At 71.3% G+C, this 17918-nt stretch carries 14 protein-coding genes and 1 pseudogene; 4 read left to right on the forward strand and 11 right to left on the reverse strand.

Features of this window, described 5'->3' with window-relative positions; translation table 11 throughout:
* Positions 1-6 precede the first annotated feature (6 nt).
* Positions 7-765: a 3-oxoacyl-ACP reductase FabG gene (fabG, locus tag ACN27F_RS26780; protein ID WP_421438046.1), complete on the forward strand. Its 759-nt coding sequence runs from the start codon at positions 7-9 to the stop codon at positions 763-765.
* 34 nt (positions 766-799) lie between these two features.
* Here fabG and ACN27F_RS26785 read toward each other — a convergent pair whose 3' ends face one another.
* The gene (locus ACN27F_RS26785; RefSeq protein WP_421438048.1) at positions 800-2425 is read right to left on the reverse strand and encodes a glycoside hydrolase family 43 protein; all 1626 of its coding nucleotides are present in this window, start codon (positions 2423-2425) and stop codon (positions 800-802) included.
* A 388-nt stretch (positions 2426-2813) separates the two neighbouring features.
* On the opposite strand from ACN27F_RS26785, the gene ACN27F_RS26790 reads away from it, so the two are divergent.
* Complete coding sequence (locus tag ACN27F_RS26790) at positions 2814-4826, forward strand: hypothetical protein (protein ID WP_421438049.1); 2013 nt, start codon at positions 2814-2816, stop codon at positions 4824-4826.
* Between the two features lie 49 nt (positions 4827-4875).
* Positions 4876-5664 (forward strand): arginase family protein, encoded by a 789-nt coding sequence (locus ACN27F_RS26795; RefSeq protein WP_421438050.1) that lies wholly within the window; start codon positions 4876-4878, stop codon positions 5662-5664.
* On the opposite strand, the gene atzF is transcribed toward ACN27F_RS26795, so the two are convergent.
* From atzF to ACN27F_RS26835, 8 genes and pseudogenes are all read right to left on the reverse strand, one after another.
* On the reverse strand, positions 5609-7357 hold the full coding sequence (atzF, locus tag ACN27F_RS26800; RefSeq protein ID WP_421438051.1) for an allophanate hydrolase: 1749 nt from the start codon (positions 7355-7357) through the stop codon (positions 5609-5611). The two genes, ACN27F_RS26795 and atzF, sit on opposite strands and share 56 nt — an antisense overlap.
* Positions 7358-7442: 85 nt before the next feature.
* A complete protein-coding gene (locus ACN27F_RS26805) occupies positions 7443-8624 on the reverse strand; it encodes a BMP family ABC transporter substrate-binding protein (protein WP_421438052.1) in 1182 nt (393 codons plus the stop codon).
* Positions 8625-8648: 24 nt separating this feature from the next.
* Positions 8649-9560: an ABC transporter permease gene (locus ACN27F_RS26810; RefSeq protein WP_421438054.1), complete on the reverse strand. Its 912-nt coding sequence runs from the start codon at positions 9558-9560 to the stop codon at positions 8649-8651.
* A complete protein-coding gene (locus tag ACN27F_RS26815) occupies positions 9557-10606 on the reverse strand; it encodes an ABC transporter permease (protein WP_421440470.1) in 1050 nt (349 codons plus the stop codon). Before ACN27F_RS26815 ends, ACN27F_RS26810 begins: the two co-directional genes overlap by 4 nt.
* Positions 10607-10611: 5 nt before the next feature.
* The gene (locus ACN27F_RS26820; RefSeq protein WP_421438056.1) at positions 10612-12171 is read right to left on the reverse strand and encodes an ABC transporter ATP-binding protein; all 1560 of its coding nucleotides are present in this window, start codon (positions 12169-12171) and stop codon (positions 10612-10614) included.
* Positions 12168-12893: a GntR family transcriptional regulator gene (locus ACN27F_RS26825; protein WP_421438058.1), complete on the reverse strand. Its 726-nt coding sequence runs from the start codon at positions 12891-12893 to the stop codon at positions 12168-12170. Before ACN27F_RS26825 ends, ACN27F_RS26820 begins: the two co-directional genes overlap by 4 nt.
* Positions 12894-12986: 93 nt before the next feature.
* Positions 12987-13133 (reverse strand): annotated as a pseudogene (locus ACN27F_RS26830) (DUF664 domain-containing protein); the annotation flags it as partial.
* A gap of 127 nt (positions 13134-13260) precedes the next feature.
* The gene (locus tag ACN27F_RS26835) at positions 13261-13908 is read right to left on the reverse strand and encodes an SAM-dependent methyltransferase (RefSeq protein WP_421440471.1); all 648 of its coding nucleotides are present in this window, start codon (positions 13906-13908) and stop codon (positions 13261-13263) included.
* Between the two features lie 593 nt (positions 13909-14501).
* Here ACN27F_RS26835 and ACN27F_RS26840 point away from each other — a divergent pair.
* Positions 14502-15089 (forward strand): helix-turn-helix domain-containing protein, encoded by a 588-nt coding sequence (locus ACN27F_RS26840; protein ID WP_421438059.1) that lies wholly within the window; start codon positions 14502-14504, stop codon positions 15087-15089.
* Positions 15090-15137: 48 nt separating this feature from the next.
* Here the strand turns inward: ACN27F_RS26840 and ACN27F_RS26845 are convergent, their stop codons facing one another.
* Both ACN27F_RS26845 and ACN27F_RS26850 read right to left on the reverse strand, forming a co-directional pair.
* Positions 15138-16556, reverse strand: a complete 1419-nt coding sequence (locus ACN27F_RS26845) for a condensation domain-containing protein (RefSeq protein WP_421438061.1) — start codon at positions 16554-16556, stop codon at positions 15138-15140.
* Positions 16553-17911 (reverse strand): MATE family efflux transporter, encoded by a 1359-nt coding sequence (locus ACN27F_RS26850; protein WP_421438062.1) that lies wholly within the window; start codon positions 17909-17911, stop codon positions 16553-16555. The genes ACN27F_RS26845 and ACN27F_RS26850 overlap by 4 nt, the downstream gene beginning before the upstream one ends.
* Positions 17912-17918: the final 7 nt, after the last annotated feature.

Consider the following 17918-nt stretch of genomic DNA (forward strand, 5'->3'; position numbering starts at 1 on the left):
TCGCAGATGGACAGGTTCACCGATCGGGTCGCCGTGGTCACCGGTGCCGCGCAGGGGATCGGTGCCGCCACCGCCGAGCGGCTGGCCGGCGAGGGCGCGGCGGTCGCCGTGGTGGACCTGAGCGCCGAGCGGGCGCAGCCGGTGGTCGAGCGGATCGTCGCGGCCGGCGGCACCGCCACCGCCGTCGGCTGTGACGTCACCGACCCGGCCGCCGTCGACGCGATGGTCGATCAGGTGGTGGCCGCCCATGGCCGACTCGACATCCTGGTCAACAACGCCGGCATCACCCGGGACAACCTGCTGTTCAAGATGCCGGTCGAGGACTGGAACGCGGTGCTGACCACCAACCTGTCCAGCATGTTCCACTGCTGCCGGTCGGCGCAGCGGCACATGGTGCCGGCCCGCTACGGCAAGATCGTCAACCTGAGCAGCCGGTCGGCCCTGGGTAACCGGGGGCAGGCCAATTACGCCGCCGCCAAGGCCGGGGTGCAGGGCCTCACCGCGACCTTGGCGATCGAGCTGGGGCCGTACGACATCAACGTCAACGCCGTCGCCCCCGGCTTCGTGGCCACCGCGATGACCACCGCGGTCGCCGACCGGATCGGGGTGGATCCGGCCGAGCACCGTCGGCAGGTCGCCGAGCAGACGCCGCTGCGCCGGGTCGGCCAGCCCGCGGAGATCGCGGCGGTCATCGCCTTTCTCGCCAGTGACGACGCGTCCTACGTCAGCGGGCAGACGCTGTACGTCAACGGCGGCGCACGGTGAGTCCGCAATGCCGGTGCGCCTCGGTGACCGACGCTCACAGCTCGCGATAGGTGGCGTGGTCGAAGTCGGCGTAGCCGCCGTCGTTGCCGATGTCCTGCACCCACAGTCCGACGAAAGCGCCGGTGAAGCCCCACGCCTCCGGCTCACCGTCGGTCATCCGGGCGGCGTACTCGTCGGACAGGATCGTCGCGTCGAGTTCCACCGGCAGTTCCCGCCAGTGATCGCCGAGGTGGTATCCGAATCGCAGGACGGCTCCGTTGAAGACCGCCCGCAGTCCGATCCGGTCGACGCCGGTGACGTCGACGCCGATCTCGGGGTACGCCCGGCGGCGTCCGCTGTCGCAGCTGAGCAGTTGCAGCTCGTGGCGGCCGTCGTCGGTGCGGGTCAGGTAGGCGTAGTGCCAGTTCTCGGTGTTGTAGTAGCCGGTCACGCCGGCCAGTTGGCGTACGGTGGCCGGCCGGAACTCGACCAACGTCTCGAAGACACAGTTCTGGGCGGTCACCCGGCGGGCCACCAGGCTCGGTCGCTGCCGGCCGACCGGTGACTGGCCGCCGACGAGGCGCAGATGCGACGACCGGCTGGACAGGTCGACCCAGTCCGGTGCGGCCGGGCGGCGCAGGGTGGACCAACGCGGCCCGAGCGTCGGGGCGTCGAAGTGGTCGGTAGTGGGTTCGGCCGGCCAGGGGTGCGCGGGCAGATCCGGGGCGGGCACCTGCTCGGCGGGCGCCTGCCCGGCGACCCGTGGCCAGCCATCGGTCGACCAGCTGACCTGCTGGATGGCGGTCTCCCGGCCGAGCACGCAGCGCCCGAGCGGGGTGTACGGCCGGGCCACCAGGTGGGCCAGGTACCACTCGCCGCGCTGGGTCTGCACCAGGCTGCCGTGTCCGGCCTTCTGCAGGGCCAGCTCCGGCCGGTCGACCGAGGTGATCAGCGGCCCTTGCGGGTCGGGCTCGTACGGACCGAGCAACGACCGGGAGCGGGCGACGGTGGCCTGGTGTTCCCAGCTGGTGCCGCCCTCGGCGGTCAGCAGGTAGTACCAGCCGTCCACCTGGTAGATGTGCGGGCCTTCGGTCAGTCCGGTCGCCGTACCGGTGAAGATCGTCACCGGGTCGCCGACCAGCCTGCCGGCCTCCCGGTCGTACCGTTGGATCTCGATGCCGCCGAACCGGTCACGTCCTGGCCGCCAGTCCGCGGTCATGGCCAGCAACCAGGTGCTGCCGTCGTCGTCATGGAACAGTGAGGCGTCGAAGCCGTGCGCGTGCAGTAGGACCGGGTCGGACCACGGCCCGTCGATCGACGGCGCGGTGATCAGGTAGTTCTGCGGATCCCAGTAGCCGCTGGCGAAGCTCGACACGTCGCTGTAGACGAGGTGGAACAGCCCGTGGGCGTACGACAGGTCGGGTGCCCACACCCCGCAGGAGTCGGCGGCACCGGTCAGGTCGAGCAGTCGCCGCTCGGTCAAAACCCCGCCGAGCGGTCGCCAGTGCATGAGATCGCGGGAGTGGTGCAGGGTGACCCCGGGATACCACTCGAAGGTCGAAGTGGCCAGGTAGTACTCCTCGCCGACGCGCAGCACCGACGGGTCGGGATAGAACCCGCGGAGCACGGGGTTGGCGATGACCCGGGCCGAAGTGGCCACGTCGGTCGTGTCGGTCGGCATCTTGTGGTCCTCCGAGGGCTGGGGTGTGACGAGTCTTTCGATAGTTTTCCGGAAAGTATGCCATCAGGACAGACCTCCTGGGGCCCGAAGGTAGTCGGGTCATGACCGTGTGCGTCAGGCCCTGATCCCACGTTGATGACCTTGTAGCTTGCGCAACACAACCATGGCGCGGTCACCGGATCACGAAACTTTTCGGTGACAGTGATCTATCCGGACTAGCCGGTACGGTCCTTGCGATCGTGGATCTGTCGCGAAAATCCGTCCGCCCCGTCGCGTGGTTCGTCCACGACCGTCGGGGCGATCGGGTGGTGCCGGACAGCGTTCGGATGGTCCTGACCAGCCCCGGGGTGGTTTGCTCGCGCCGCTGGTTCGCGAAGACTTCGACCCCATGGGCCGCCGGAACCGGATCGTCATCGCCGCCGTCGTCGCTGTCGGGGCGGTCGTCGCAACCGCGAGCCTGATCGTGCTCAACCGTGACGGTGCGTCGCTGTCGGCCAGCGACCCCACCGTCGGCGTGTCCGTTCAGGTGGACGGGACGGCGGTGCGCGGTCGGGGGGCGACGCTGCGGGTCGGCGCGGCCGACGACCCGCCCGGATTCCCCGAACCGAGCATGATCGTCCCGCTCGGCGAGGTGGCCCAGATCGAGGTCGACGGCGGTGAGCTCACCGGACCCGCGACCATCACGTTCGACTACCCAGCCGACGCCCCGGTCGACGACATGTTCGTCGCCACGTACGTCGCCGACTGGGGCCAATGGCTGCCGCTCGGCGGTGACATCGACCGCGACGCCCGCACGATCACCACTGCGACCCGGCACTTCTCCTACTGGGTGGTCGCCGCCTGGGACCAGGAGGAGACCGCGGCCCAGGCGGCGCTGGCGCTGCGGCGCGGTATCAACGCGAACCGGTACGTGGCCGGGATCGCCGGCATCCTGTCGGTGCCGCCGCCGTTGGAGTGTCGCTACCAGGCACTACCGGTGCGGGTCGAACTGTCCACCTTCGTGCCGGGCCTGGAAACGTGCGCCCAGTTCCACCCCGACCGCGACGGCACCTACCGGTTCAGCATCGGCAACACGGTCGGGTACCCCCTGCTGCTGGAATTCCCGCCCGCCCTGACCGTCGAGTCCGAGCCGAACTCGGCCACCGGGCCGGACGGGCGGGAGAACATCTACACCGCGCTGATCGAGGACGTGCGGGCGCTGATGGGTGACACCGCCGTGGTGCTGAGCTCGGGCACCCGGGTCACCTTCCGACTCGACCCGGCGAAGCTGCCCGAGTCCGGCACCGTCACACTGTCCGCCCGGCTCGACTTCGGCCACGTCCTGCTCGACGCCTCCGGACTGCTGCTGCAGCTGTTGCTGCCGCTGGCTCCGGACAGCGACGCCCTGCGGCTGTGGCGGCAGTCGGAGAAGTATCTGGAAACCGCCGAGTGCATCCTCACCGAGAGCCGCAAGCTCGGCGAACTCATCGGCAACCCGGCCGGCCGGGACCTCGGGCGGTGGGTGACTGACGCGGCCACCGCCTACTACGAGGGGGTGTTCCGCTGCGCCGACCAGATCGTGGACTACGTCCTCAGGTTCATGCAGGCTCCGGCCGACGCGTACGTGGCCGGGATCTTCAACGCACTGAGCAAGAGCCTGAGCGGGATGCTCAAACGCCGGCTCGACGCGGTGCTGGCCATCTGGCGCAACAGCGGCGCGATTCGGGAACTGCTCTCCGGCACCGTCGAGCTGGCCCGGCAGGCGTTCACCGGGGACAGCGGCCGGCGCTCGCTGCGGCTCACCGTCACCGATCCGCCACTGGACCGGTTGCACGAGGTGATCCCACGACCGGGCGAGGGCAACTTCACCGCCGGTACGAGCGCGACCGACTTCGTCGTCACCCAGGAGGACCGGTTCGCCCCGTTCGGCCCGTACCGGGGCTGCCCGGGCGATCCCGAATGGCAGCTGCCGTGGAGTTCGGCCGCGCATGGCACCGGCTACCTCTACCTCGGCGGAGCCAGCGACCTGGTCAGCGTCCAGGTCCAGGTCAGTCACGTACCGGCCGGGCAGCGGGCCGCGGTCGAGGCGTACCTGCGACAGCTGGCCGGCACCGGGCAGTGCCAGGCCGAGCGGGGTCCGGGTGACCAGACCAGCTACGGCAACGCGGTGACGGCCAAGGACTACCCGGCGATCACCCTGGTCTGGAACGCGTTGGAGACCACCCCCGACTACGAGACGGCCGGCAGCATCTGGTGGGGCTTCGACCAGCGGACCGGGTACCTGATCATGCTGCAGGCCCAGCCCTTCGACAATCCGCAGCTGTCGATCGGCGAGGTGACCGAGCACAGCGAAACCGCCTGGTACTACCTGGTGAAACGGGCCGAAGCGATGCTGGGCACCGGGCTGGCGCCGGCCGGCTGACCGCGACTCGTCCCGTGTAGACGACGGCCGTCCACGGTAGTCTGAACCGGTGACCAGCATCCTGGTTCCCTACCATCTCGACGAATACCTGCCTGAGCTGGACGTGCCGGGGCCGACGGACACCACCGTCATGCCGGCCCTGCCCGACGGCGATCCGTGGAGGCGGATGGGCTGGCTGTACGGCGCGGTCGCGGCGACCGTGGCGAGTGCGGCCACCGCCGGCAGCCGACCCCTGGTGTGCTCCGGCGACTGCACCACGGCGCTCGGCGTGGTGGCCGGCCTGCAGCGCACCGGGTCCGACCCGGCGGTGGTCTGGTTCGACGCCCACGGCGATCTGCAGACACCGGAGACGACGACCAGCGGATACCTGGGCGGTATGCCGTTGCGCCTGCTGGCCGGGTACCGCCCCGAACTGATCGCGGCCGGATTGGGTCTGTCGCCGGTTGCCGAGGAGCGGATCGTGCTCGTCGATGGTCGCGACCTCGATCCGCCGGAGGTCGACTACCTGCGGCAGTCGCCGATCCGTCGGATCCCGGTCGACGGGATCGATCCGGCCGGGCTGCCGGACGGGCCGATCTATCTGCATCTGGACGCCGACGTCGTCGATCCGGTGGAACTGCCGGGCCTGTGGTTCCCGGCACCCGGTGGGCCGCAGCTGGACATGGTGGCCGCGGCCGTGCACCAGGTGCTCGACACCGGCCGGGTCGTGGCCGTCGGCATCGCCTGCACATGGGATCCCAACCACGGCGCGGCGGCTCGACTGGGCCCACTGGCCAAGGAGATCATCCACCGGCTCGGTCAGCCCGCAGGGCGGCCCGCCAGCTGCCGGCGGCGGTGACGTCGACGGCGTCCCGTACGCCGTGTTCCTCGGCGAGGAATCCGGCGACCCGACGGCCGTCGTCCAGCTGCACCGACCCGAGCCCGAGCGGCGCCGGGACGGTGGCCAGCAGCGCGCCGACGGCCTGATGCGGCAACTGCCACACCTCGACGGCGATGCCGCCGGCCGGGCCGTCGCCGGTGTGGACCAGGCCGGGCCGGGGCAGCCCGGGTCCGGACAACCGGTACAGCCGGTAGCCCGGGGCGGTCCGGGCCCGGTAGAGCAGCCGCCCGCCGAGGTCGACCAGTTGCGGGTTCAGCGGCAGTCCGCTCAGGTGCGCCCCGGCCACCGCGACCGCGATCGACCCGACGACCTGCGGCGGCGCGGGACCCGCCGGCCCCGGTTCACCGCACCAGGCGCCGGCCAGGTCGAGCAGTGGTTCGTCGGCGAACGCCGGGGCGATCAGCTGTACGCCGAACGGCAACCCGTCGGGTCGGGTACCGGCCGGCACCGCCACCGCGCACAGGTCGAGCAGGTTGACGAAGTTGGTGAACCGGCCGAGCCGGGCGTTCACCCCGATCGGGTCGGCGGCGACCTCGGCCAGCCGGGGATGGCCCGGGGTGACCGGCAGCAGCAGCGCGTCCACGTCGGACCAGACCGGTTCGGCGCGCCGGCGCAGCGCGGCGAGCTGGTCCAGGCCGGCGAAGACGTCCGGCCCGGCCACGTCGCGTCCGCCCCGGACGATCGCCCGTACGGTCGGGTCGAGGTGGGGTCCGTCCGGGTCGAGCAGATGCCCGAAGGCAGCCCAGCGGGCGGCCAGCCACGGTCCGTCGTACAGCAGCCGGGCGGCGGCCAGGAAGGGTGCGACGTCGACCTCGACGACGTGCGCGGCGATCTGCCGGAGCCGGACCAGCGCCGCCCGCCAGGCGAGTTCGTGCTCCGGTTCGAGACCGAGCGGACCGTCCGGCACGGCGACCACCCGCATGAGCGCGGCGATCCCGGCCGGCGGGCGGGCCGGCGCCGGCCGGGACCACGGGTCGTCCGGGTCCGTCCAGGTCAGTGCGGCCAGCACGGGGCGCGCGGCGGCGACCGTACGGGTGAACGTGGTGACGCAGTCCAGCGAGGCGCAGGCGGGCAGCACTCCGGTGGTGGAGACCAGCCCGCGGGTCGGCTTCACCCCGACGACGCCGTTGAAGGCGGCCGGCACCCGGCCGGAGCCGGCGGTGTCGGTGCCGATGGCCAGCGGCACCAGCCCGGTGGCGACGGCGAGCGCGCTGCCCGAGCTGCTGCCGCCGCTGACGTGGGCCGGGCTGGCAACGCTGTGGCAGGCCCCGTACGGGCTGCGGGTGCCGACCAGACCGGTGGCGAACTGGTCCAGGTTGGTCTTGCCGATGACCACCGCCCCGGCGTCGACGAGCCGGTCGACGGCGGTGGCGGAGGCGGCGGCCGGCCGATCGGCCAGCGCCGGGCAGGCCGCGGTGGTGGGGTACCCGGCCAGATCGACGTTGTCCTTCACCGCGACGGCGGTGCCGGCGAGCGGGGCGGCCGGGTCGACCCGGCCGGCGGCTGCGGCCACCTCGGCCGGGTCCAGCAGGGTGATCCAGATCGGTTGGGCCGGGTCCATGGCCTGATGGGCGGCGCGGGAAGCGCCGGCCGGGTCGGCCGCGCCGGGCTCGTAGACCGAACCGGCCGCGTCGGGCGCGAGGGCTGTCACGTGTGGTACCTCCGGTGGACGAAGGCGTGGATGGTGCGGCGGGACCGCGTGCGCACCATCCACGCCCCCGGGGCAGCGTGGTCGGTCAGGACGACGGGATCTGGCCGATCACGCCCTCGACGAAGTAGTCGATCGACTCGATCGTCTGGTAGTCGGGGACGGTGCCGGCGGGCACTCGAACCTCGCCGGCCTGGTCGACGACCGGCCCGGCGAACGGCGAACCGTCCTCGGCGCTGATCCGTTCCTTCGCCTCCTCGACCAGCGCCTTGGCCCCGTCGGTGACGGCCGGGCCGTACGCGGACTGCACGAACGGGTTGTCGCCGGTCTTGAGCCCGACCCGGAAGTTGGCGTTGTACTCGCTGCCGGTGAACTCACCGGCCACGATGGCGGCCACCATCTCGGTGTAGAGCGGTCCCCAGTCCCATTGCGAGCCGGTCAGCCAGCCGTTCGGGGCCAGTTCGCTGGCGTCGGCGTGGTAGCCGACGGTGTAGGCACCGGCCGCCTCGGTGGTACGGATGATCGTGGCGGTGCAGTCCTGGTGCTGGCTGATCACGTCGACGCCCTGGGAGAGCAGACTGCTGGTGGCTTCGGCCTGCTTGGCCGGGTCGCACCAGCTGGAGGTGTTCACCACGTACGTCTGGACGTCCGGGTTGACCGAGGCGGCGCCGAGCTGGAACGCGTTGATGTTGTCCAGGGTCTGCGAGATCGGGAACGCGTAGACGTACCCCAGTTTGTTGGTCTTCGTGGTCGTGCCGGCGACGATGCCGGCCAGGTAGACCGGCTCGTAGACGGTGCCGAAGTAGGTGCCGAAGTTCGGTGGTACCTCGCCGTCGACGATGTTGCCCTGCTGCAGGACGACCACGTCGGGGTTGGCGGCGGCGACCTTGAGCGCCGGGTCCTTGTGCCCGTACGAGGTGGCGAAGATGATCTTCGCGCCCTTGCGGATCATGCTTTCCATCACCCGGCTGGCGTTGTCGTCCTCGGGCACGTTCTCCGCGGTGAGCACCTCCAGGTCCGGGTAGGCGGCGGCGACGGCCTGGCTGCCCTCGTACGCGGCCTGGTTGTAGCCGTAGTCGTCCTTCGGGCCGACGAAGATGAAGCCGATCGCGGTGCCGCCGGTGCCCGGCGCCTCGGCGTCGTCCCCGGCCGGCGCGGCGGTGGTGGTGGAGTTGGTGGCGCAGCCCGCCAGCAGCACGGCGACGGTGGCGGTGACGGTGACGGCCGTGGTGGCCAGTGCGCGTCGGGGGGACAGTCTTCGGATCGTCATGGGGCGATTCCTCCGGTTTGTCGATCACTTGGCAGGGGTCAGTTCGAAGACCCGGGAGAGCCCTTCGGGAGCGGCGTTGCTGCGTCGGCGGCCCAGCAGCACCAGCGCGGCGATGGTGACCAGGTAGGGCAGCGCGTCCAGGGCGAACTGGTTGAAGCCCAGGCCACGGGCCTGCAACGCGGGGGACAGGGCGAGCGCGGCGCCGAACAGGTATGCCCCGCCGACCGCCCGCAGCGGATGCCAGGCGGCGAAGATGACCAGCGCGACGGCGATGAAGCCGCGTCCGGCGGTCATGTTCTCGAACCAGGCGTTGGCGTACGCGGTGGACAGGTGTGCGCCGCCGATCCCGGCGAGCAGACCGCCGGCCACCACGGCCAGGTAGCGCACCAGCTGTGGCGAATGCCCGTACGCGGCGAGCACCTCGCCGCGCTCACCGGCGGCGCGGACGGTCAGTCCGGCCCGGCTGCGGTACAGCAGCCACCAGATCGCCGGGGCGAGCAGGTAGGAGCCGTAGACGAGCGGGTCGTGCTGGAACAGGATCGGCCCCAGCCAGGGGATGTCGGCGAGCAACGGGATCGGGTACGGCTGGAACGGGCTGATCGCCCGCCCGACGTACGCCGCCCCGAACATCGAGGTGAGCCCGAGCCCGAGAAAGAGCACCACCAGGCCGGTGGCGAGCTGGTTGGCGCCCCTCCCGAGCACCAGTACGGCGTGCACCAGGGCGAGCAGGCCCCCGGCGGCGGCGCCGGCCACCACCCCGGCCCACGGGCTGCCGGTCTCGGCGGTGACCGCGTACGCGGCGAGCGCGCCGGTGAGCATGCTGCCCTCAGTGCCGAGGTTGATCACCCCGGCCCGTTCGGCGATGGTCTCGCCGAGGGCGGCGTAGAGGATGGCGGTGCCGCCGCGCACGCCGCCGGTGAGGACGTCGACGATCATGACTTGCTCCTCTTCGTGAACCCGAGCACGACCAGCAGCACCACGGCCATCAGCACGTTGACCGAGGCGGCCGGCAGGTTGGCGTCGATCTGCAGGCTGTCGCCGGCCATCGCGATCGCGGCGAGCAGCAGCGCGGCCAGCCCGACCCGCAGTGGCCGGTGCAGCGCCAGCCAGCTGGCCAGGAAGCCGACGTAGCCGAGGTTGGCGGTCATTCCGGGGCGCAGCTTGAACTCCGTACCGGCGAAGTGGACCAGCCCGGCCAGGCCGGCGAGCGCGCCGCCGACGAGCATCGCGGTGAGCAGCAGGGTGTTGACCCGCAGGCCGGCCCGGCGGGCCGCTTCCGGGTTGCCGCCGACCACCCGCAGCCGGAAACCCCAGCCGGTGCGCGACATCAGCCACCAGATGGCGACCAGGGCGATGCCGGCGACGACGATGCCGGTGTTGAGGGTGCCGCCGGCGACGAACAGTGGTAGCCGGGCGGTGTCCGCGAGGGGCCGGCTGGCCGGCTGGCCGAACCCGGAGGCGTCCTTCCACGGGTCGTAGATCAGCAGCAGCATGACGTCGATGGCGATGAAGTTCATCAGCAGGGTGGTGATCGCCTCGTTCACCTTGACGGCCAGGCGCAGGCCGGCGGCGATGCCGGCCCAGATCGCCCCGCCGGCCATCGCCGCGACGATCATCAGCCCCAGGACGAGCGGGCCGGGCAGCCGTTGGTCGGCGACCAGCCCGACGCCGGCGGCACTGACCGCGCCGATGACGATCTGTCCTTCGCCGCCGACGTTGAGCAGCCCGGCGCGGGCGGGTACGGCGACCGCCAGGCCGGCGAGCACCAGCACCGCCGCCCGCACCAGCACGGTCTGCGCCTGGTCCGGGTCGGCCAGCGAGGCGATCATGTCGGCGTACATGGCCAGCGGGTCGACGCCCTTGACGGCGGCGAAGGCGCCGAAGATCACCGGAGCGGCGAGTACGGCGACCGCCACCCCGAGCCACCGACGCGGTCGATTGTCGACAGTTTTGGTCTGTCCGAGGGCAGGGCGGGTCAACATATCGGTCACCGCACGTCACTCCCACCGGAAATGTCGTGGTCGCCGCCGAGCATCAGCTGACCGATGGCGTACCGGTCGGTCGTCGCCGGGGTGACGATCCCGGCCAGTTCACCGGCGTGCAGCACGGCGATCCGGTCACCGATCGCCAGCAGCTCGTCGAGATCCTCGGAGACCACCAGCACTGCCGCGCCCGCGTCGCGCTGCTCCAGCAGCAGTTCCTGGGTACGCCGGGTGGTCGCGATGTCCAGGCCCCGGCTCGGGTACGCGGCCACCACCACCGCGGCCGGGCCGCCCAGTGCCCGGGTCAGCACCACCCGCTGCACGTTGCCGCCGGACAGCTCGGCCACCACCCGGTGCCCGGCGGCCATCCGCAGCCCGGCCCGCCGCTCACGGTCGCCCGCCTGCGCCCGCACCGCACGCCAGTCGATGCCGAGCCCGCGCCGTACGGCGGCCAGATCCGCCAGGGCCAGGTGCTCGGTGACGGTCAGTCCCGGCACCACCGCGTCGGTGAGCGGATCCTCCGGCACGCCGACCGCCCCGGCGGCGAGCGCCCGCCGGGGCTGGCCGTGCAGCTCGACGCCGCCGATGCGCACCGACCCGGCGGTGGCCCGCCGCTGGCCGAGGATCACCTCGCACAGCTCCCGCTGCCCGCTGCCGGCCACCCCGGCCACCCCGACCAGCTCGCCGGGGCGAAGGTCCAGGTCGACCCCGCGTAGCGCCGGCTCGCCCCGGTCCCCGGTGACGTCGACGCCGCGTACGGTCACGACCGGTGCGACCTCGTCGCCGGGTGGTTGGCGGTGGCTGGCCAGACCGGGCACCGACCGGCCGACCATCGCCTCGACCAGCTCCGCGTCGGTGTGCCCGGCCGGGTCGGCGTTGCGCAGCACCACCCGCCCGCCGCGCAGCACGGTCACCCGGTCGGCGATCGCCCGTGCCTCGGCCAGCTTGTGTGTGATGACCACCACCGACAGCCCACCGGCGCGCAGCGCCCGGATCGCGGTGAACAGCGCGTCGACCTCCTGCGGGGCGAGCACGCTGGTCGGCTCGTCCAGGATCAGCAGCCGGGCGCCGGCCATCAGCACCTTGAGAATCTCCACCCGCTGGCGCTCCCCGATGGACAGGTGACGCACCAGGGCGTCCGGGTGCACCGGCAGGCCGTACTGCTCGGCGGCCCGCGCGATGCGCGCGGACAGTGCCCGGCGGTCGACCCGCAGCCCGCGCCCTGGCAGCGCCAGGGCGACGTTCTCGGTGACGGTGAAGGCGGGGATCAACCGTAGGTCCTGGAAGACCATGCCGATGCCGGCTGCCCGGGCCGCCGCCGGGGAGTCGACCGCGGTGGCGTGACCGTTCACCCGCAGTTCACCGGCATCCGGCCGGTACACCCCGTAGATCAGCTTCATCAGGGTGCTCTTGCCGGCCCCGTTCTCCCCGAGCACGGCGTGCACCTCGCCGGCGGCGACGTCGAAATCGACGCCGTCGTTGGCCACGACCTCGCCGAACCGGCAGGTCAGGTTGCGGACCGACAGCAGCGAGGTGGGCCGCCCCACCTCGACGGCGGCGGTCATGTCAGGTCTCGCGTCTCTGCGGCCATCATCCGGGTCAGGGCCTGCGCGGCCCGTTGCTCGACGACGGCGATGGACTCACCCAGATGCATCGTGAACCTCCGGTGGGCGGTGTCGAGGTCGCCGCCGAGGACGGCCTCCAGGATGCCGAGGTGCTGCGTGATCGTTCGGTCGATCCGTTCCTCGATGAGGAAGTCGTGCATCCGGACCACCCGGATGCGCTCGTTGACCACACCGAGCATGCTGGCCAGGGCGCTGTTGCCGGCCGCCTCGGCAAGTCGGACGTGGAAGCTCTCGTCGAGCAGCACGAAACCCGGATCCGGTCCCGGGGTGTCCCGGCGCAGCACCAGCCAGTCGTCGCGCAGCGGTTCGATGACGGCGAGATCGTGCGGTTCACCGGACTCCGCCGGCCGGTGCAGGGCGGCCAACTCGAGGGCCCGGCGTACCTCGTACAGCTGGCGGACCTCGACCAGATTGGACACCGCCGGCACGTAGCCCCCGTCCGGCAGGCGCTCGACCAGGCGTTCGGCGTGCAACCGGGCCAGTGCCTGCCGGACCGGGGTACGCGATACCGACAGCAGGCTGGCCAGGCGTTCCTCGCCGAGCCGGATCCGCAGCGGGAACTCACCGACCAGCAGCCGCCGCTTCAGCTCGGTGTAGGCGTGCTCACCGGCCTGGGTCGTGCGCGGCGGTGTGTCCAGTCTTGTATCCAGCTCCGGATCCATGAACGGACCGTAGGGGCGTCGTGCTTCGACGGTGTTTCCTGACGGTAAGCAGCCCGGCGCAGCAACACGCAAAACACATCGGACCACCGCATGTCAGCGGCCGGTGGAGCCGTCGATCTGTTCGCGGAGAATGTCGACGTGGCCGGCGTGCCGTGCGGTCTCCTCGATCATGTGGACCAGGACCCACCGCATCGCCGGGGCAGCCCGCGCCCCGGCGATGCGGACCTGCGGCTCCGGTACATCGGCGACCTTGCCCGCGATCGAGCCCCGCGCAGGTAGTCGAGGAAACCTCGCAGGGTGGCCTTCTCGTCGGGCGCGGTCCAGGCGGGCCCGACGTCCCAGCGTCAGCGTCGTGGCCCCGGTGGCATCAGCGATCGCAGCGCTGGACGAGCAGGACGTTGTCGGTGACGGTCGCGGTCTGGCCGCCCGGTCCGGTGGCCTGCCGGCGCGGCGTGTCGGCGCGCAGCACCGTCCACTGCCCGGGGTCGAGGTCGAGTTCGGCGGCCACCTCGTCGGGCGTGGGGTGGTGGGTGTCCGGGTCCTGGTTCCACGACCAGGGGGCGATGGAGCCGTGATCGACGATCAGCAGCCGGCCGCCGGGCCGCAGGGCCTCCGCGGCGGTACGCAGCACCCGGTCACGGGCCATCGGGAACGGCGTGTGGAAGTACTGCGCGGAGACGAGGTCGAAGGTCCCGGCCGGGAAGCTGTCGGCCAGGTCGTGCCGCTCGCCGGTGACGCGCTCGCCGAGGCCGAGTTCGCGGGCTGCCGCCTCGACGCGTCCCACGGCCGTGGCGGAGATGTCCACGGCGGTGACCTGCCAGCCGCGCCGGGCGAGCCAGATGGCGTCGCCGCCGGCGCCGCATCCCAGATCCAGGGCGCTGCCGGGGGTCAGCGCCTCGGCCGTCTCGACGAGCAGCGGGTTGGGCGGTCTGACTGACGCCTGCAGGCTGCGGTGCAGCTCTTCCCAGAACGACTCGGGGCCGGCGTCCAACTGCGGGCCCTGCCATCCATTCATCTGTCTTCTCCTTCTTCGGTGAAGAACGCCAGCAGTTCGGTGGCAACGAACGTCGGTTCTCCTGCGGTAGCCAGTGGCCGGCGGCGGGCACCGCCACAGCGTGGGTGATCCGGTCATCCGGGGCTCGACGGTCGACCGGGTGAACTCCAACAGGCCTTCGGCGGTCATCAGCATCGTCGGGGAACTGGGCGGCGTAGTGGAAACCGACGCCGGCTGCCAGGTCGTGCCGACCAGGCTGACCCGGCGCAGGCCCAGCTGGTCGGCGAGCAGCGTGTGGACGTACCGGGCCAGGGTTGCCTTGTCGTAGCTCGGCGGCGCGCCCTCGCTGTCCCCCAGCCCTGGCAGGACGAGCGGCTCGCCGGTGCCGCCGGTGACGTAGTGCATCGTCACGTACCCGCAGCGGTGTCCGGCGTCGTTCCGTCCGCCGCCGATCCGCCTGCCGTCAGAACGAGCGCGGTCAGGCCGCTTGACCACCGTACGGCGGCCGCCGATGTTGCTGTTGCGGTGACCATCGTGTCGCTACCTCCGCCACCAGCATCGTGACCGTCGCGACGAGGTTGCAAGAAAAGTTGCCGATCCGCATCATGGGTGCCATGAACGTCACCGCAGCGGACGTCCTCGCCGGGGTCGGCCCACGCCTGCGCGCCCTGCGCCGGGCCCGTGGCGTCACCCTGGCCGGCCTGGCCGCCGAGACCAGTCTGACCCCCAGCACGCTGTCCCGCCTGGAGAACGGCAGGCTCCGCCCGACGCTGGAGCAGCTGCTGCCGTTGGCGCGGGCACACGGCGTACCGCTCGACGACCTGGTCGCGGCGCCGCCCACCGGCGATCCGCGGATTCACCTGCGGCCCATCCGGCGCTCCGGGTTGATGATCGTGCCGCTGACCCGGCGGGCCGGCGGCGTCCAGGCCTACAAGGTGATCTACCCGCCGGCCGGCAGGTCACCCACCACGAAACTGCAGACCCACGACGGGTACGAATGGTTCTACGTGCTCAACGGGCGGGTCCGGTTCGTCCTCGGCGACCGGGAGTTCCAGCTCAGCCACGGCGAGGCCGCCGAGTTCGACACCCGTACGCCGCACTGGCTCGGCAGCGCCGACGCCCAACCAGCGGAGACGCTCACCCTCTTCGGCGCCCAGGGCGAACGCGCCCACCTGTCGCCGGTGCCGACACCGACCTACTGATCCATTTCCGCGATCCCGCACGCTGGGATGGACTCGCCTCCCGATGCGCTACCGTGCCCCGTCGTTGAGGTGCGCGTACCGGGCGCTGGCCTCGACGAACCAGCCGGCGATCTGATCCGGCGTGACGTCGGCGAAGGCCAGCTCGATCGCGGTCCGCTCGAACGTGTCGAGGAATGCCCGGATGTCACCCGGGGGCAGCAGTGCGGTGTCCGCGAACAGGGAGAGGTGCATCCGTTCGGCGGTGCCGCGAATGCCCATGAACAGGTCCTTGTTCTTCTCCGGCACCTGCTCCGGCCAGGAGAACGACGTGGAACCGGTCATTTCCTGCAAGTCGGCCAAGGTGACCGGCGGTCTGCTCGGTCTGCCCGGAAGCTGCGACCAGATGTCGTTGAACTGGCAACCCCGGTCCGCCCCGGCGGCCTCGATCAGACCCTGTACGACCCGCTTGCGGTGCCACCCGTGGTTCCTCGCCTCGGCCGTGACCGCCGCGCAGCGCTTGACGAGCCCGGCGAACGAACTCGGGGTCAGGTCGATGACGGTCAGGATGCTCTGGCTGAGGCTGCACACCGTGCCGGCGAGCGCCGGATCGGCGCGATTGCCCAGCATCAGATCGATCGGATAGGCCCGTCCGGGGCAGACGCAACGCATCAGCGCGCTGGTGATCGACAACAGGAGCACCGAGGTACTTGTCCGGTACCGGCGGGCGGCCGGGCCGACGGCGACGGCGACGGCGGATGACTCCAGTTGGCCGCGGAAGAACCTCGGAGTGGCCGGCACGGCGCGGGCGGGCAGCATGTCCGGGTGGGCGCGGTCGAGCTGTCGCCGGATGAACCGTGTCGCCTCGATGTTTCGTAGCTGCCCCTCCGGCCGCCCTTCCAACGCGGCCAGGTCGGCGGGTTGTCGGGCCTGCCGGGCCACAGGCCACGGCCGGCCGTCCGCGCGGGCCTGCAACATCGCGTCGAGTTCGGCGACCAGCAGATCGGCGCTCATGAAATCGGCGGACAGGTGCGAGACGGCGAAGGCCAGCAGGATCGGGATCCCGTCCTGCAGGATGACCGCAAACCGGATCGGCAGTTCCTTTTCGTGGTCGAACCCCGCCTCGGACGCGCGCACCAGGTAGTCCGTGACGATGGTGGTGTAATCCGTCGGGTCGTCGACGGGCCGGTCGAACATCTCGACCGGCAGCGCTCCGGAACCGAGGACTTCCTGCGTCGCGTCGCCGCTGGCCGTCGGGTGGTACATCGTCCGCAGCGTCTCGTTGCGGCGGACCAGTTCGCCGAGGCTCTCCAGCACGTCGCCGACGCTCAGCAACAGCGGGATCGGCATCCACCGGGTGAGCACGGCGTACGTCCGTGCCTCGTCGAGGTCCCGGATAAGGTCCCAGATCATTTCCTGACCCCAGGTCAGCGGGGCCTTGCGAGCGCGTCCGCTGTGGAACTCGACGTCGGTCGTGTAGGCAGTGATCATGATGAGCTTCGTACCTCCACGGGGGTGGGCACGGTGCCGCCGGCCGGTGTGCGGCGCGGCAGCAGGACATGACGCAGGCAGAACATCGAGTACGTCAGCCCGGTGGTCCAGCTCACGACCACGGCCCACATCACCGCCTGGATTCCGAACGGTCGACTGAGCAGGTACGCGAAGGGCAACTGCACCAGACCGAAGGCGAGAATCGTGCAGATGAGCGGTACCGTGGTGCGGCGGGCGCCGTTGAGGTAGCCGTGCAGCACCACCATCACGGTGTAGAGCGCGAAGAACGGGTAGATGATCAACAGATACTGCCCGGCGATCTCGCGGGCGGCCTGGTCATCGGTGAAGACCGCGACGATCGGCCGGTGCGCGACCAGGACCACGGCGGAGAACGCTACGGTCAGGCCGACGGTGAGCCCGAGCGTCTGCAACAGCGCCCGCCGGGCCCGGTCGGTGTCACCCGCGCCGAGATTCTGCGCCGCGAACGTGGTCATCGCGCCGGAGAAGGACAGGAACAGGATCGCGGTGAACGCTTCGATCCGCGAGACGATGGTGAAGGCGGCCATCACCACCTCGCCGTACCGCTCGATGATCCAGACCAGCACCATGATGCCGAGGGCCAGGATGATGTGCTGCGTCGCCAGCGGAAAGCCGAGGCGGGTGGCGTCGAGCAACTCACGTCGTAAGGCGTGTCGGGTGGGCCGGCCCGTCGGCAGCGGGTAGAGCCGGCCCGAGGCGATGACCCCCACCACCGCCGCGACGGTGGCGGACACCGCCGTCGCCAGCGCGGCTCCGCCGACACCGAGGCCCAGCCCGCCGACGAACAGCCAGGCCAACCCGATGTTGATCACGTTGCCGGTCGCCTGCACCCACATCGCCGCCCGTGAGTTGCCGAGGCCGCGCAGATAGGCGCTGACCGCCGCGGACCCGAAGATGCCGGGAAACCCGATGGAAAGCACCCCGATGAAGTGGGCGCACTGCTCGGCCAACGTACCGGTGATCCCCATCACCGCGAGGACCGGCCTGGCCAGCACGGTGACCAGCACGATGGACCCGAGGGTCCAGCAGACGGTCACCGCTGCCAGCGCCACCACCACGTCGCGTCGTTGCTCGTCCTGCCGGCCGCCGCGCAGGTGCGCCAGCCGAATGGTGAACGCGGTCCCGAGCCCGATGAACATCGCGTTCAGCAGGTAGAACAGCGGGCCGCTCGCCCCGACCGCGGCAAGCCCTTCGACGCCGACGTAGCGTCCGACGACGATGCCGTCGACCAACAGGTAGGCCTGCATGAACAGACTCGCCGCGGTCAGCGGCAGGGCGAAGCCGATGATCTGCCGCAGGGCCGGCCCGTTGGTCATGTCGGTC

The sequence above is a fragment of the Solwaraspora sp. WMMB335 genome (assembly GCF_049179075.1).
Lineage (GTDB): Bacteria > Actinomycetota > Actinomycetes > Mycobacteriales > Micromonosporaceae > Micromonospora_E.